This window comes from Xanthomonas sp. NCPPB 2864 (assembly GCF_056675615.1).
The window spans coordinates 300142-314206 of sequence record NZ_JBWWVS010000004.1; the positions used below are offsets into that span (position 1 = coordinate 300142).

12 protein-coding genes are annotated in these 14065 nt (G+C 63.9%); 6 read left to right on the forward strand and 6 right to left on the reverse strand.

The genetic code is table 11. From position 1 onward, the window contains the following. Positions 1-14: 14 nt before the first annotated feature. Genes rfbA through rfbD form a run of 3 tightly spaced genes read left to right on the forward strand, consistent with a single transcriptional unit; the run spans position 15 to position 2361 of the window. The gene (rfbA, locus tag AC1KVE_RS11930; protein ID WP_005991848.1) at positions 15-902 is read left to right on the forward strand and encodes a glucose-1-phosphate thymidylyltransferase RfbA; all 888 of its coding nucleotides are present in this window, start codon (positions 15-17) and stop codon (positions 900-902) included. Next, on the forward strand, positions 899-1456 hold the full coding sequence (gene rfbC / locus AC1KVE_RS11935; protein ID WP_039525371.1) for a dTDP-4-dehydrorhamnose 3,5-epimerase: 558 nt from the start codon (positions 899-901) through the stop codon (positions 1454-1456). Before rfbA ends, rfbC begins: the two co-directional genes overlap by 4 nt. Beyond that, entirely contained in the window at positions 1453-2361 is a 909-nt protein-coding gene (gene rfbD, locus AC1KVE_RS11940; protein WP_039814617.1) for a dTDP-4-dehydrorhamnose reductase, read from the forward strand. Before rfbC ends, rfbD begins: the two co-directional genes overlap by 4 nt. A gap of 115 nt (positions 2362-2476) precedes the next feature. Here the strand turns inward: rfbD and AC1KVE_RS11945 are convergent, their stop codons facing one another. Beyond that, positions 2477-3880: a mannose-1-phosphate guanylyltransferase/mannose-6-phosphate isomerase gene (locus tag AC1KVE_RS11945; RefSeq protein ID WP_024938345.1), complete on the reverse strand. Its 1404-nt coding sequence runs from the start codon at positions 3878-3880 to the stop codon at positions 2477-2479. Between the two features lie 45 nt (positions 3881-3925). After that, positions 3926-5272, reverse strand: a complete 1347-nt coding sequence (locus tag AC1KVE_RS11950; protein ID WP_024938344.1) for a phosphohexomutase domain-containing protein — start codon at positions 5270-5272, stop codon at positions 3926-3928. Positions 5273-5413: 141 nt separating this feature from the next. Here AC1KVE_RS11950 and AC1KVE_RS11955 point away from each other — a divergent pair, with 141 nt between their 5' ends. Together AC1KVE_RS11955 and AC1KVE_RS11960 are read left to right on the forward strand one after the other, a co-directional pair. Beyond that, a complete protein-coding gene (locus tag AC1KVE_RS11955; protein WP_184458180.1) occupies positions 5414-6145 on the forward strand; it encodes a CoA transferase subunit A in 732 nt (243 codons plus the stop codon). Further along, positions 6145-6783, forward strand: a complete 639-nt coding sequence (locus AC1KVE_RS11960) for a CoA transferase subunit B (protein WP_102580555.1) — start codon at positions 6145-6147, stop codon at positions 6781-6783. The genes AC1KVE_RS11955 and AC1KVE_RS11960 overlap by 1 nt, the downstream gene beginning before the upstream one ends. A 23-nt stretch (positions 6784-6806) precedes the next feature. Here AC1KVE_RS11960 and AC1KVE_RS11965 read toward each other — a convergent pair whose 3' ends face one another. Then, the gene (locus AC1KVE_RS11965; RefSeq protein WP_456363003.1) at positions 6807-9542 is read right to left on the reverse strand and encodes a rhamnan synthesis F family protein; all 2736 of its coding nucleotides are present in this window, start codon (positions 9540-9542) and stop codon (positions 6807-6809) included. A gap of 109 nt (positions 9543-9651) precedes the next feature. Continuing rightward, positions 9652-11301 carry an electron transfer flavoprotein-ubiquinone oxidoreductase gene (locus AC1KVE_RS11970; protein ID WP_154832653.1) on the reverse strand — a complete coding sequence of 550 codons (1650 nt, stop codon included), beginning with the start codon at positions 11299-11301 and terminating at the stop codon, positions 9652-9654. A 127-nt stretch (positions 11302-11428) separates the two neighbouring features. On the opposite strand from AC1KVE_RS11970, the gene AC1KVE_RS11975 reads away from it, so the two are divergent. After that, positions 11429-12028 (forward strand): alpha-ketoglutarate-dependent dioxygenase AlkB family protein, encoded by a 600-nt coding sequence (locus tag AC1KVE_RS11975; protein ID WP_184458182.1) that lies wholly within the window; start codon positions 11429-11431, stop codon positions 12026-12028. Positions 12029-12495: 467 nt separating this feature from the next. Here AC1KVE_RS11975 and AC1KVE_RS11980 read toward each other — a convergent pair whose 3' ends face one another. Both AC1KVE_RS11980 and AC1KVE_RS11985 read right to left on the reverse strand, forming a co-directional pair. Next, positions 12496-13140, reverse strand: a complete 645-nt coding sequence (locus AC1KVE_RS11980; RefSeq protein WP_184458184.1) for an ABC-type transport auxiliary lipoprotein family protein — start codon at positions 13138-13140, stop codon at positions 12496-12498. Further along, positions 13137-14063 (reverse strand): MlaD family protein, encoded by a 927-nt coding sequence (locus AC1KVE_RS11985; RefSeq protein WP_011035876.1) that lies wholly within the window; start codon positions 14061-14063, stop codon positions 13137-13139. Before AC1KVE_RS11985 ends, AC1KVE_RS11980 begins: the two co-directional genes overlap by 4 nt. Positions 14064-14065 lie beyond the last annotated feature (2 nt).

Genomic DNA, 14065 nt, shown 5'->3' on the forward strand with positions numbered 1-14065 from the left:
ACAGGACATCCCTGATGACACAACGTAAAGGCATCATTCTGGCGGGCGGCTCCGGCACGCGCCTGTACCCGATCACCAAGGGCGTCAGCAAGCAGCTGTTGCCGGTGTACGACAAGCCGATGATCTACTACCCGCTGAGCGTGCTGATGCTCGCGGGTATCCGCGACATCCTGATCATCAACACGCCGCACGAGCAGGCGCTGTTCCAGTCGCTGCTGGGCGACGGTTCCCAGTGGGGCGTCAATATCCAGTATGCCGTGCAGCCCAGCCCTGACGGCCTGGCGCAGGCCTATCTGATCGGTCGCGAGTTCGTCGACGGCAAGCCGAGTTGCCTGGTGTTGGGCGACAATATCTTCCATGGGCATGGTCTGACCGATACCTTGCGCCGCGCCGATGCGCGTGAGCAGGGTGCAACCGTCTTCGGTTACTGGGTCAACGACCCGGAGCGCTATGGCGTTGCCGAATTCGATCAACAAGGCAAGGTCATCGACATTGCCGAAAAGCCGGAAAAGCCCCGTTCCAACTACGCGGTCACCGGCTTGTATTTCTATGACGGCAAGGCCAGCGACTACGCGGCTGCATTGAAGCCCTCGCCGCGCGGCGAGCTGGAGATCACCGATCTCAATCGCTGCTATCTCGATGCCGGCGACCTGCACCTGGAGCCGCTGGGCCGCGGATATGCATGGCTGGATACCGGCACGCATCAGTCATTGCACGAAGCGGCCAATTTCATCGAGACCATCCAGATGCGTCAGGGCCTGCAGGTGTGCTGCCCGGAAGAAATCGCATTTGGTCAAGGCTGGATCGATGCCGAGCAGCTGGAGCGCCTGGCGGCGCCGTTGTTGAAGAACGACTACGGCAAGTATTTGACTGCATTGGCCAAGCGTGGGGTCGTCCATTGAACGTGATCGAAACGACATTGCCCGGCTGCGTCGTCATCGAGCCTGCGGTCTTCGGCGATGCGCGCGGTTATTTCTTCGAAACATGGAATGCAGAGCGCTTCGGACAGCATGGCCTGCCGACAAGCTTTGTACAAAGCAACGTCTCCACGTCCGCCAGGGGCGTGCTGCGCGGTCTGCATTACCAGTGGCCCCGGCCACAGGGCAAGCTGGTGAGCGTGCTCGAAGGCGAGGTGTATGACGTCGCGGTGGATATCCGCGCCGGGTCTCCCCACTTCGGGCGTTGGACCGCCGTTTTACTGAGCGCAGAAAACCGACGCCAGGTCTGGATACCTGAAGGCTTTGCACATGGGTTTGCCGTGCTTTCAGAGAAAGCATTATTCAGCTATCTGTGCACCGACGTTTACGTCAAGGAAGCAGATGCAGGCGTGCGTTGGAACGATGCGGCGATCGGGATCGATTGGCCGATCAGCGATCCAGTGTTGTCCGCCAAGGATGCCAAAGCGCCGTTCCTTGATGAGGTGCCAGTCGATCGACTGCCGGTGTACATGCCGTGACCACGGTGTTGTTTGGTGCCAATGGGCAGGTCGGGACGGAACTGCTGCGCGCACTGGCAGCTGATGACGCAGTATGGCCAACGACGCGCAGCGGCCGGTTGGCCGATGGAAGTGCGTGCGAGACGGCGGATTTCGACGCGCCGGAAATGCTGGCCGCCTTGTTGGACCGGGTCGGCCCGTCGCGCGTGGTTAATGCGGCCGCCTACACCGCAGTGGATCGCGCCGAACATGAGCGAGATAGCGCCATGCGCGCAAATGCCATGTCGCCCGGCGTCATCGCGGCATGGTGTGCATCCAACAACGTACCGCTGGTGCACTACTCGACCGACTACGTCTTCGACGGTCAGGGCACCGCGCCGTATCCGGAGGATGCGCACACCTCGCCGCTGGGCGTGTATGGCGAGACCAAACTTGCTGGCGAGGAGGCGATCCGTGCTTCGGGCGCGCAGCATCTGATCCTGCGCACGGCATGGGTGTACGCCGCGCACGGCGCGAATTTCCTGCGCACCATGTTGCGTGTCGGTGCCGAGCGCGATGAGCTGCGGGTGGTGGCCGATCAGGTTGGAACACCGACACCCGCCGCCCTGATTGCCGATGTCACTGCGCAGTTGCTGCGCCAACGCACACCCGACACGTCGGGTACCTGGCACCTCACGGCGGCAGGGCAGACCAGCTGGCATGGTTTTGCCGAGGCGATCTTCCAGCAAGCTGTCAGCGCAGGCCTGTTGTCGCGCGCACCGCGCGTGGTGCCGATCACGACCGCCGACTATCCGACGCCCGCAAAGCGGCCGGCGTACTCGCGGCTATCGATCGACAAACTGCAGCGCGATTTCGATATCGTATTGCCGGACTGGCAGGTCGGCCTGCAGCGTGTAATTGCCGAAATCGCCGCTGCCAAAGAGTAAATCTGCAACTCTGGTCGTTGGCAATAGCTCCACCGATCAATGCGAGCCGCAAAAACAAACAGCCGGGAATCCCCGGCTGTTTGCTGATACGTCGGAAGGACCTGCAAGCGACCGATCAGGCGCGCCCGTAGGTGTCTTCGAAACGCACGATGTCGTCTTCGCCCAGGTAGCTGCCGGACTGCACTTCGATCAGCTCCAATGGCAACTTACCCGGATTGCGCAGGCGATGGGTCACGCCCAGTGGGATGTAGGTACTCTGGTTTTCGGTCAGCAGCAGCACCTCGTCGCCACGGGTGACTTCGGCGGTTCCGCTCACCACGATCCAGTGTTCGGCGCGATGGTGATGCATCTGCAGGCTCAGCACCGCACCGGGTTTGACGGTGATGCGCTTGACCTGGTGGCGCTGGCCCATGTCGATCGAATCGTAGGCGCCCCACGGCCGATAGACCTTGCGATGCCAGGTGGCCTCTGAACGGCCAGCCGTCTTGATCTGGCCGACCACGTCCTTGACCTCCTGGATGCGATCGCGATGACCGACCAGCACGGCGTCCGGCGTCTCGACGACGACGACGTCTTCCAGGCCGACCATGGCGATCAGGCGCGAGCCGTACGCATAGGTGTTCTTGCAGTCCAGCTGGATGACATCGCCGTGGTGCGCATTACCCTGGCCGTCCTGTTCGGAGACGTCCAGCAGCGACGACCACGAACCGACATCGTTCCAGCCGGCATCCAACGGCACCACCACTGCATCGGCAGTCTTTTCCATCACCGCATAGTCGATCGAATCCGACGGGCTGGAGGCGAACGCGTCCTTGTCCAGACGGGTGAAGTCGGCGTCGCGCTTGCCGCCTTCCCACGCCTTCTGGCACGCATCAGCGATGGCAGGCTGGAACTTGCGCAATTCTTCCAGATAGCGCGAGGCACGGAACAGGAACATGCCGCTGTTCCAGTAGTACTCGCCGCTGGCCAGATAGCCTTGCGCGGTGGCCAGGTCGGGCTTTTCGACGAAGCGCTCGACCGCGGTGGCGCCGGTGCCGGCACCGGCCTTGATGTAGCCGTAGCCGGTTTCGGGCGCGGTGGGCTTGATGCCGAAGGTGACCAGCTTGCCTTGCGCTGCGGCAGCTGCCGCAACTGTCACGGCAGCCTGGAAGGCGGCTTCGTCACGAATCACGTGGTCGGACGGCAGCACCAGCAACAGCGGATCGTCGCCATTGCGGGTGGCTTCCAGGGCGGCTACAGCAATCGCCGGGGCGGTGTTACGTCCCTTGGGCTCGAGCAGGATGGCAGACGGCTTGACACCCAACTGCTGCAACTGCTCGGCGGCCATGAAGCGGTGTTCCTCGTTGGCCACCACGATGGGGGCATGCGCCGCCACCGGAGCGGAACGCAGCCAGGTGGCCTGCAGCATGCTGTGCTCGCCGACCAGCGGCAGGAACTGCTTGGGATAGGATTCGCGCGACAACGGCCAAAGGCGCGTGCCGGAACCGCCGGACAGGATGATCGGAAGGACGTCGCTCATGAGCGGGGGAAACTCCAATGCGTCAAAGTGGGGGAAGATGTTAAATCAGCCGCGCAGCAGGTTGGAAATTTCCTGCGTACGCGTTTCCAGCAGGGCGGCGTCGCCGCGCGTTTCCACGTTCAGACGCAGCAGCGGCTCGGTGTTGGAGCTGCGCAGGTTGAAGCGCCATTGGCCGAAGTCGGCACTGATGCCGTCGGTATAGTCCAGCTCCGGCGACTGATCGCCGTAGTGATCCATTACGCGGGCAACCGCCGCCTTGGCGTCGTCCACCTTGAAGTTGATCTCGCCGCTGCAGGGGAATTTCTGCATGCGCGCCTCGACCAGATCCGCCAGCGAACGACCGGACTGCGACACCAGCTCGGCGATCAACAACCACGGGATCATGCCGGAGTCGGCGTAGGCGAACTCGCGGAAATAGTGGTGCGCGCTCATCTCGCCGCCATACACGGCGTTTTCGCTGCGCATCTTTTCCTTGATGAAGGCATGGCCGCTCTTGCACAGCACCGGGATGCCGCCGGCGTCCTCGACCATCTCGACGGTGTTCCAGGTCAGGCGCGGGTCGTGCACGACCTTGCCACCGGGCTGCTTGGCCAGGATCGCCTGGGCCAGCAGGCCGACCAGGTAATAACCTTCGATGAAGCGGCCGGTGTGATCAAAGAAGAAGCAGCGATCGAAGTCGCCGTCCCAGGCGATACCGAAGTCGGCGCCATGCTCCTTGACCGCCCTGGCGGTGGCGTCGCGGTTTTCCGGCAGCAGCGGGTTGGGGATGCCGTTGGGGAAGTTGCCATCGGGTTCGTGGAAGACGCGGATGAACTCGAACGGCAGCTGCGGAGCAAGCAGGTCGACGATCAGGCCGGCGCCGCCGTTGCCGGCGTTGACCACCAGCTTGAGCGGCTTGAGCGTGCTGCGGTCCACGTAGCTGAGCAGATGCTCAAGGTAGGCGGTCTTGTCGGTGCGGCTCTGCTCGCTTGCGGTTGGCTCGCCCGGTGCGGCGGTATCGGCAGCGACGGTGTCGCGGATCGCGAACAGGCCGGTGTCGGAGCTGATCGGTCGCGCCTGCTCGCGGACCAGCTTCATGCCGTTGTAGTCCATCGGGTTATGGCTGGCAGTGACCATCACGCCGCCGGCTGCCTTGAGGTAATCGGTCTGGAAATAGACCTCCTCGGTGCCGCACAGGCCGATGTCGATCACTTCGCGGCCGCTGGCGCGTAGGCCGGCGGAGAGCGCTTCCTGCAGGCCGGGACTGGCCAGGCGCACGTCGTGGCCCAAGACCACGGGCCCTTGCTCCAGCTGCGCCGCCAGTGCCACGCCGATGCGGCGCGCCAAGTCCTCGTTGAGTTCATCCGGCACGCGGCCGCGAATATCGTAGGCCTTGAAGGCGGGTAGCGTCATGGGCAATTCCTGGGATGTGGGATGGGGGAATTACGAGTTTAGCGGCTGTGCCGTGTCTTGGGTGTGGCGGAATTGCGATCGGGGACAGGGAACAGTCAGCGGCTAGAATGGCCGCTTCACATCAGCGAGGCGAGGGCGGTGATGAGCAATGGTGGACGTGGTGCAGCAAGCGGCAAACGCTATGCCGACGCCGGGGCGGCGCTGGATGGGGTGCTGGCCGATGGCCAGACCCTGGCGGTCGGCGGCTTCGGATTGTGCGGAATCCCGGAAGCGCTGATCGCGGCAGTGCGCGCGAGCGGGGTCAGCGGATTGACCGTGATCTCCAACAATGCGGGTGTCGACGGATTCGGGCTGGGTCAATTATTGGTCACCCGGCAGATCCGCAAGATGATTTCGTCCTACGTGGGCGAGAACAAGGAATTCGAGCGGCAGTACCTGGCCGGCGAACTGGAGCTGGAGTTCAACCCGCAAGGCACGCTGGCCGAGCGCCTGCGCGCGGGCGGTGCGGGAATTCCCGCGTTCTACACGGCAACCGGTTACGGCACCATCGTCGCCCAGGGCAAGGAAACCCGGCAATTCGACGGCAAGCAGTACGTAATGGAAACCGCGCTGCAGGCCGACGTCGCGCTGGTCAAGGCCTGGCGTGCGGATACGGCCGGCAATCTGGTGTTCCGCAAGACCGCGCGCAACTTCAACCCGGCCTGCGCCATGGCCGGTCGCGTCTGCGTCGCCGAGGTCGAGGAGATCGTGGAGGTGGGTGCGGTCGATCCGGACCAGGTGCATCTGCCCGGTATCTATGTCGACCGGCTGGTGCTCAACGCCACCCCGGAAAAACGCATCGAACAGCGCACCGTGCGCGAAGGACAGCACTGATGGCCTGGACCAGAGACCAGATGGCCGCACGTGCGGCGCGCGAGTTGACCGATGGTGCCTACGTCAACCTGGGCATCGGCCTGCCGACGCTGGTGGCCAACCACATTCCCGATGGCGTGGACGTATGGCTGCAATCGGAAAACGGCCTGCTCGGCATCGGCCCGTTTCCCAGCGAGGACGAGGTGGATGCGGACCTGATCAATGCCGGCAAGCAGACAGTCACCGCGCGTGCCGGCGCCAGTTATTTCGGTAGCCACGACTCGTTTGCGATGATCCGCGGCGGGCACATCGATCTGGCGATTCTCGGTGCGATGCAGGTGACCGAGCGCGGCGACCTGGCCAACTGGATGGTGCCCGGCAAGATGGTCAAGGGCATGGGCGGCGCGATGGACCTGGTGGCCGGCGTCAAGCGCGTTGTCGTGCTGATGGAACACGTCGCCAAGGACGGCAGCCACAAGATCCTACGCGAATGCGACCTGCCATTGACCGGCGTCGGCGTGGTCGATCGCATCATCACCGACCTGGCGGTATTCGACGTCACCGATCGCGGGCTGGTGCTGGTGGAGGCGGCCGAGGGAGTGGCGCTGGAGGAATTGCGCCAGAAGACCGGTGTGACAATTCTGACGCCTCAATCGTGAGGCAAGGCCGGACGGCCGTCAGGTCATCCGGCCCGCACCACGCCGCGTCCGGTGAAACGGTCGTCCAGTTGCAGATCCGCCAGCCACGGCGCCTGCCAGCGTCCGGAACCGATGCATTGCAGCGGGATCTGGACCGAGGGTCGGTCGAAGTCCAGCAGGTAGCTTTGGTCCTGCGCAACCTGGCAGACGTCTGCAATGAATGCCAACGCGCCTTCGTGCACCTGCGCGATCGTCGCCCATTGCGCTGTCGACAGTTCCGGATGGGCGTAGACCGCAGTCGGAACGTCGTTGCTGGCTGTGAAGCAGGAAAATTGCGGCGAAGGAGCGGTGAGCAGTGTTTCCAAGAGCAGATCGTGGCGCAGGATCGCTGACTGCTCCGGGTCGCTCTCGGTACGGCCATCGAAATAGCGGGCGGCTGCCCAGCTCTGCGCAGTAATCTTTGTGGCGCGCCCGTTCAATGCAAAATAAGCGCCACCCAGCGGCTGTCCGGTCAATCTTATGAGGTTGGCCTGGATGGTGCCGGAATAACCTATGTCGGCCACCATGGCGGTGCCGTCGCCTGCAATCGCTCTCCAGTAATGCAGGTAAGCCGTCCTTTCAGTTTCGGCGAGCGCCAGCAGTTCGTTGATCGCCGGCGCAATCAGTTCCAGCAGCTCGGCATGCATCTCCGGCAGGTAGACATCGCGTTGCATGACCGGGCGGCCCAGGCGACGTTCCAGAATATGTGCTGCAGCCTCTCCCAGGCGCGCCTGTACCAGGTTGCCCAGTGTTCCGGTGTAGGTGCTATCCAGCAGCAGTGCAAGATCATCCGGCGCATGCAGTGAAGGGGTTCCGGTTCCCCGCCGCGACGCCAGCAGATACTTGCCATGCAGCTGCTGCAGTGCAGGGGATGTCTGCCTCACCAGCTGGAACCCCTGCTCCAGCAGGTGGCCTTCCCGGCTCAGGAACAAGATCGTTTCGATATTGCGTTGCTTCGCCGTGCGGATCAGCCAGGCGAGATAATCGAAGATCAGCGGGCCGATCACCACATAGCCAAGACAGGCCGGTGAAAGAACCGGCACTGGCATCAACGTGTCCGGGTGCCGGTCGGCAAGATCGGCGAGCCGATTGGCCAGCAGGCCAAGCCACAACTGGTCCTGCCACCGGGTTGCCGCCCCCGAAGCGGCTCTCAGCGGGCGCAATGCAGGAATCACCTCCAGCAGTGCGGATGGCCGAAGCACATGCACCGGTGTCAACAGCTTGTGCATCTGTGGACGCTGGACATCTGCATGTTCGTTGTCGCCGACATGCAGCCACTGGGAGGCATCGATTTTCTCGAGGGCCGGCAGCTCCCTCCAGACATTGTCGGCATCCTTGCGCCAGCCCGTCTCGCAGGACACATACCAGGCAGCCGGCAGTGCGCTGACTTCTGGTGGCAGGACCTGCTGCAGCAATGCGCTATCCAGATACATGTCCGAAAGCGCAACCAGGCGGATGCCACGTTGCTTTAGTTGCGTCGCTGCTGCGATCACGCCCTGGCGTGGTCGCAGCAGCCGGGCTTCCAGGGCCACTTCCAGTGCCTGGAGGGCGCTGGTCGGAAGTCCCTTCGCATCGGGCAGGCCAGCCAGTGTGGCGTAGATGCTCGATAGATCGACATCGGCGCCACGTTGATGGCGCGCTTTTGACTCGGCAAGTTCGCGTAGTTCGAGAAAATTTCCGATCCCGAATTGGCGTGCTATCAGGTGGGCAAGAAAGGCGCGGGCGCCGGCCGGAAACAGGAACGGCCTCACTACCAAGGTGTCGAAGATATCCAGCGACACCAGTCGAGCCTGCAGGGACGACAGTGTCAATCGTGTGGCGATCGGCGTCTCGAGCGACGCCTGCCAGTTGCGTCCACCCTCGTCGCTGAGTGACAGCGTCCCGTCTTGCGGCAGGATGCCGATGCGATACCGCTGATGGCGCACCACAGCGACGAACAAGCGTTCCACTGCGTGGTGCAGGGTGCCGTCGATCTGCCCGTGCTCTTCGGGGAAGTCCTTGAGTTCCAGATTCAGTGCGTACAACGGCCGCAGTGCATCCACCTTCGCCCAGAACATCGATCCGGCAGGAAAATCGATGTACTCCGAGGGGCTGATGTCGAATCCAAGTCGCTGGGCAAGTGTGCGACAGACGCTGAAATTGCTGAGCCAGGTATGCGCCCACAGCAGCACCCGCTCGTAACTTTCGGGATAAAGCATGCCGAGCCGCGGCTCGGCCTGAAACATCCCCAGTTGCCAGGCGATACGCTCCGGGCTCCCCATCAGGGATGACACCAGGTAGCGACGCCACTCGCCTTGTTCGCTGCCGGTATACAGCGATTTTTTCGTATGCAGATGGCCGACAACATCCAATGCCAGGATCTGCTCGCGAAACGTCACCAAGAGCGGTGCGATGTCACGGCCGCGATTGGGCACGACGCGTATCTCGAGCTTCTCGACCTGCGGCAGCTTTGAAAAGCGCTCGCGCGCCTGAGCTGCGGCTGTGTCATCCATCACCGATACCAGCAGGTCATAACCCACCGGCATGTGCTGGAGCGACTGCGCGAATTCGTCGATCAGGTCGGGATAGAAGACGTGCAGCATCACGCCAATCTTGAGCTGCAGCTGCGACAGGGGAGCAGGCGCGGGGAATGGGTGTTGGTCAGGCAGGCGATGAACCGCCGGGCGTGCGCGCCCGGCTAGCTGTAACCGCCCCACCAAGCCACGAATTCCCAAGGCGCGTATCAGCTTGAGTGCCCGTATTGCGACTGCGGTTGTGCCAGAGAAACCGCCGCCATGGAGTTCTACCGAGCGACGCGCCGCAGCCATGAGTTTGGAAAGACTGCCGGTCACGCGGTACGCCACTGGCTACTCACAGATTCTGGTAGTTCGGGCCCGAACCACCCTCCGGGGTGACCCAGGTGATGATCTCGTACGGGTCCTTGATGTCGCAGGTCTTGCAGTGCACGCAGTTGGCGGCGTTGATCTGCAGGCGCTTGCCGGAGGGGCTACCGGTGTCTGCGACCATTTCGTAGACGTTGGCCGGGCAGAAGCGGGTGCAGGGGTTGTCGTACTCCTGTACGCAGCGGGTGGCGCAGACGTCGGTGTCGAGCACCTTCAGATGCACGGGCTGGTCTTCGTCGTGCTCGGTGGCAGCGAAGTAGACCGCCTGCAGGCGGTCGCGCGGGGCGAGCTCGCGCGTGCCGTAGTCGCGGTTGGGTTGCTCGTAGTCGCCGATCTTGTGCAATGCCGACCAGTCGGGTTTGTTCTTCAGCGTCCATGGCGAGGCGCCCTTGAGCGCGGTTTCCCAGGCGGCATTGAGCAGGCCGAACCACAGGCCCTTCTTGAAACCGGGCTTGATGTTGCGCACCTGCTTCAACTCGGCCATCGCATCGGACGCGCGCAGTTTCGCGTCGAAGCCTTGCGGCGCCAGCTGCGATTGCACCAGATGTTCGGCGGCCAGCATGCCGCTGCGGATCGCCTGATGGGTGCCCTTGATCTTGGGCACGTTGAGCAGGCCGGCGGTGTCGCCGATCAGCAGGGCACCGGGCATTTCCACCTTCGGCAGCGATTGCCAGCCGCCGGTGACGATGGCACGCGCGCCGGCCGAGAGGATGCTGCCGCCTTCCAGCAATGGCTTGATCAGCGCGTGGTTCTTCCATTGCTGGAAGGCTTCCCACGGCTGGTACTTCGGGTCGCTGTAGTCCAGTCCGCTCACATAACCGAGCGCGATCTGGTTGTTGTCCAGGTGATACAGGAAGCTGCCGCCGTAGGTGCGGTTGTCGGCCGGCCAGCCTAGCGTGTGCACGATCTTGCCGGGACTGACGCGCCCCTCCGGTACCTGCCACAGCTCCTTGATGCCGATCGAATAGCCCTGCGGGTCGGCATCGGCGGTGAGGTCGAAGCGTTTGAGCAGGCGCTTGGTCAGATGCCCGCGCGCGCCTTCGGCCAGTACGGTGACCTTGGCACGGATATCGATGCCGGCGGTGTAACCGGGCTTGTGCGAACCGTCCTTGGCCACGCCCATGTCGCCTATACGCACGCCGATGACCTGGCCGTTGTCGTCGTGCAGGGTTTCGGCGGCGGCAAAGCCGGGGTAGATCTCCACACCCAGCGCTTCGGCCTGCGGCGCCAGCCAGGCGCACATTGCGCCCAGGCTGACGATGAAATTGCCGTGGTTGCGCATGCCTGGCGGCACCACCGGGAACTTGCGCGCGCTGTCCTTGCCGAGAAACCAGAATTCGTCCTCGGTGGCAGCCACGCAGATCGGCGGCGGGTTGTCGCGCCAGCCCGGCAGCAAGGCATCCAGCGGGCCCGGCTCGATCACCGCGCCGGACAGGATATGCGCACCGATGGTGCTGGATTTTTCGATCACGCAGACGCTGATGGCCGGATCGAGCTGCTTGAGCCGGATCGCAAAGGCCAGCCCGGCCGGACCGGCGCCGACGGTGACGACGTCGTACTCCATCACGTCGCGCTCGACCGTCTCTGGCGCATTTGCGCCGACTCCTGCTTCCGACATTGCTCCGCTCCCGTTGGCTCGATGGCTGCCGCGCATTTTCCGGGATTCGATGTGACGGCGGCAAATCGGATCGATTCATACGCGCCGCGCAGCCTCCACTCAGCGGGCGCGTGCTAGCGTTTGATGCATGAAGATTCGGGTGGCATTGCCGCAAGCGGAGATCGCCTGGTGTCGCGGCTGGTTGCCGCGCGCGCAGGCCGATGCGCTGCTGCAGGCGCTGCTGACGCAGGTGCAGTGGGAGGTACATCGCATCCGCATGTTCGGGCGCACGGTCGATTCGCCGCGTCTGAGCAGCTGGATGGGCGACCCGGACACCAGCTATCGCTACTCGGGCACGCAGTTCGCGTCGCAGCCGTGGCTGGAGGTATTGCAGCCTCTACGCACGCGCCTGCTGGCCGAGACCGGGGCGCCGTTCAACAGCGTGCTGGCCAACCGTTACCGCAGCGGCAACGATGCGATGGGCTGGCATAGCGACGACGAGCCGGAGTTGGGGGCGCGACCATTGATCGCCTCGGTAAGCCTGGGCGCGACGCGGCGCTTTGCATTCAAGCATCGTGACGATGCTGCGTTGAAGCAGACGCTGGAATTGGGGCACGGCGATCTGCTGCTGATGGCAGGCGAGACCCAGCGCCACTACAAGCATGCATTGCCGCGCACCGCAAAGCCCATCGGCGAGCGCATCAATCTGACCTTTCGCCAGATTGCGCCGCGCGTGTCCCCGCCATAAGAGCGGCTAACGAAGCGTAGCGAGCGCTTGGCTGGCAGTGAGTGCAGTGGTTTTGTTGTCCACATCTGGGGGGATGTAGTCAGCAGTGCGAGTCAAACGCTGAGTGGGTCGAGGGCGCGGTGCCCTCACCGCTCGCGGGACACGCCGTGAACCCGTCCCTGGGGGCTCGGTGGCGGCATCCATGCCGCCACACGGTCCCGCAATCGGTGAGGACACCGCACCAGACAGTTTGTTGGCTGCTTTGTTGAAAGCCATGCACACCGACCATCTTGACTGGTCCTTGCCCGCCCACCGTCGCGGGACCTTCTGCGGCATGGATGCCGCAGAAGAGCCTACATGGACGTACTTGCGGCGTGTCCCGCGACGGTGGGCGGGCAAGGGCCCTGCAGCCAGGCCGCAGATCAGCCGCCCCGCGGTAGACCGGCGTGAAGTGCTTTGTTAACCGCTCTAAGATCTGTCGCCTGCGCTTACAACGAACGCGGTAGGCTCTGGCTGTCCTGCTGGCCGGTGACCAAGGTCCAGCCGACCAGTTCGGTGGTGGCCTGCGTCATCGCCTGTTCGAATGCCGCTGCCACCGCAGCCGTGTCGGTGCCGCTGGACGGGCGTGCGATCAGGAAAGTGCGCGAGGCCACCACGCGCTGATCGGCGGCGTGCAGCAGTTTGGCATTGAGTTCGATGGTGGCCGAGGGCAGCGACTGGCCGGCGTAATCGGACTCGAAGCGGCGCAGGTCGATCGCCAGCTTGTAGTCGGAGCGGATGCCGGTGCCGATACGGGCGACGGCGGCGATCTTGCCGGAGTCCTCGAACGCGCGGACCACGCTGTCTTCCAGCATATCGGTGGCCGGCTGCGCCCAGCCTGCGCCGTGATAGACCTGCAACTCGCCCGGGGTCGGGCGTACGTTGATGCGCGGGCTGTCGATCACCCGCGCGGCGCTGGGCTTGGACACCGACAGCTGCCAGCTCACCTGCGGCCAGGACGGGTTCGGCGCAATCCGCACGTTAGGTGCGTAAATGGTGGCCGGTTTCTTGTCGCCGCCGGTCAACACCGAGCAGCCGCCCAGCGCCAGCAACGAGACGCACAACATGGGACGCAACAGGCGCATGGCAGTCATTTCGGTTCGAACTCCTTGGGTGCGTCGCGGCCGAGCAGGTAGCGCGCAGGGTTGTTGTCCAGTTTGTCGCTGACCCGGCGCAGGTCGCGGATCAGGCCGCGCAATTCGGTCAGCGTGGGCCCGAGCTGGCCCAGTCCGTCGTTGGCAAAACTATTGATGGCCGCGCGGTTCTCGCCAAGGATGTTGTCGGCGTTGCCGGCTGCCGAATCCAGCTTGACCAGGGTGGCGTCGAGCTTTTCCAGGATGCCCGGCAGCTGCTGCACCAGGTTCTGGTCCAGCCGCTTGATGGTGCCGTTGGTGGTGGTCAGGGTGGTGTCCAGATTGCGTGCGGCATCGCGCGCGCTGACGATCAGCGCCTGCATGCCTTCGTCGCGGTCGGCGATGCCACCACTGATCTTTTCCAGATTCTGCAAGGTGGCGGTGATGCTGGCCACGTTCTTGTCCGAGAGCATCTGGTCCATGCGCTCGACGATGCGGTTGGCGGTGTCGGTGATGTTCTGCAGCGCCGACGGCGTGGTCTGGATGATCGGCGCATCGCTCTTGTCGATGGTGGTCAGCGACGGGGCCTCGGGCGTGCCGCCGGAGAGCTGGATGATCGACGGGCCGGTCAGGCTGGTGATGGCCAGCTTGGCGCGGGTATCGCTCTTGATCGGCGTGGTGGAGTTCACCCGCACGTGCGCGACCACCTGGCGCGGGTCGTTCGGCGCCAGCGTCAGCTCGGTGATCGAGCCGACCGCGATGCCGTTGTATTGCACCGGGCTGCCGACCGACAGGCCGGTCACCGCCTCGCGGAACACCACCCGGTATTGCTGCCAGGTACGGTCGGAGGAGTATTTCGCGGCCCATAGCCCGAACAGCAGCAGGGCCAGGCCCGCCACGATGGTGAAGGCGCCGATCAGGACGTAATTGGCTTTGGTTTCCATGC

Bases quoted from the DNA above. Each gene is read 5' to 3' on its own strand.
- rfbA (WP_005991848.1), top strand. From the start codon at position 15: ATGACACAACGTAAAGGCATCATTCTGGCGGGCGGCTCCGGCACGCGC.
- AC1KVE_RS11945 (WP_024938345.1), bottom strand. From the start codon at position 3,880: ATGAGCGACGTCCTTCCGATCATCCTGTCCGGCGGTTCCGGCACGCGC.
- AC1KVE_RS11950 (WP_024938344.1), bottom strand. From the start codon at position 5,272: ATGACGCTACCCGCCTTCAAGGCCTACGATATTCGCGGCCGCGTGCCG.
- AC1KVE_RS11955 (WP_184458180.1), top strand. From the start codon at position 5,414: ATGAGCAATGGTGGACGTGGTGCAGCAAGCGGCAAACGCTATGCCGAC.
- AC1KVE_RS11960 (WP_102580555.1), top strand. From the start codon at position 6,145: ATGGCCTGGACCAGAGACCAGATGGCCGCACGTGCGGCGCGCGAGTTG.
- AC1KVE_RS11970 (WP_154832653.1), bottom strand. From the start codon at position 11,301: ATGTCGGAAGCAGGAGTCGGCGCAAATGCGCCAGAGACGGTCGAGCGC.
- AC1KVE_RS11975 (WP_184458182.1), top strand. From the start codon at position 11,429: ATGAAGATTCGGGTGGCATTGCCGCAAGCGGAGATCGCCTGGTGTCGC.
- AC1KVE_RS11980 (WP_184458184.1), bottom strand. From the start codon at position 13,140: ATGACTGCCATGCGCCTGTTGCGTCCCATGTTGTGCGTCTCGTTGCTG.
- AC1KVE_RS11985 (WP_011035876.1), bottom strand. From the start codon at position 14,063: ATGGAAACCAAAGCCAATTACGTCCTGATCGGCGCCTTCACCATCGTG.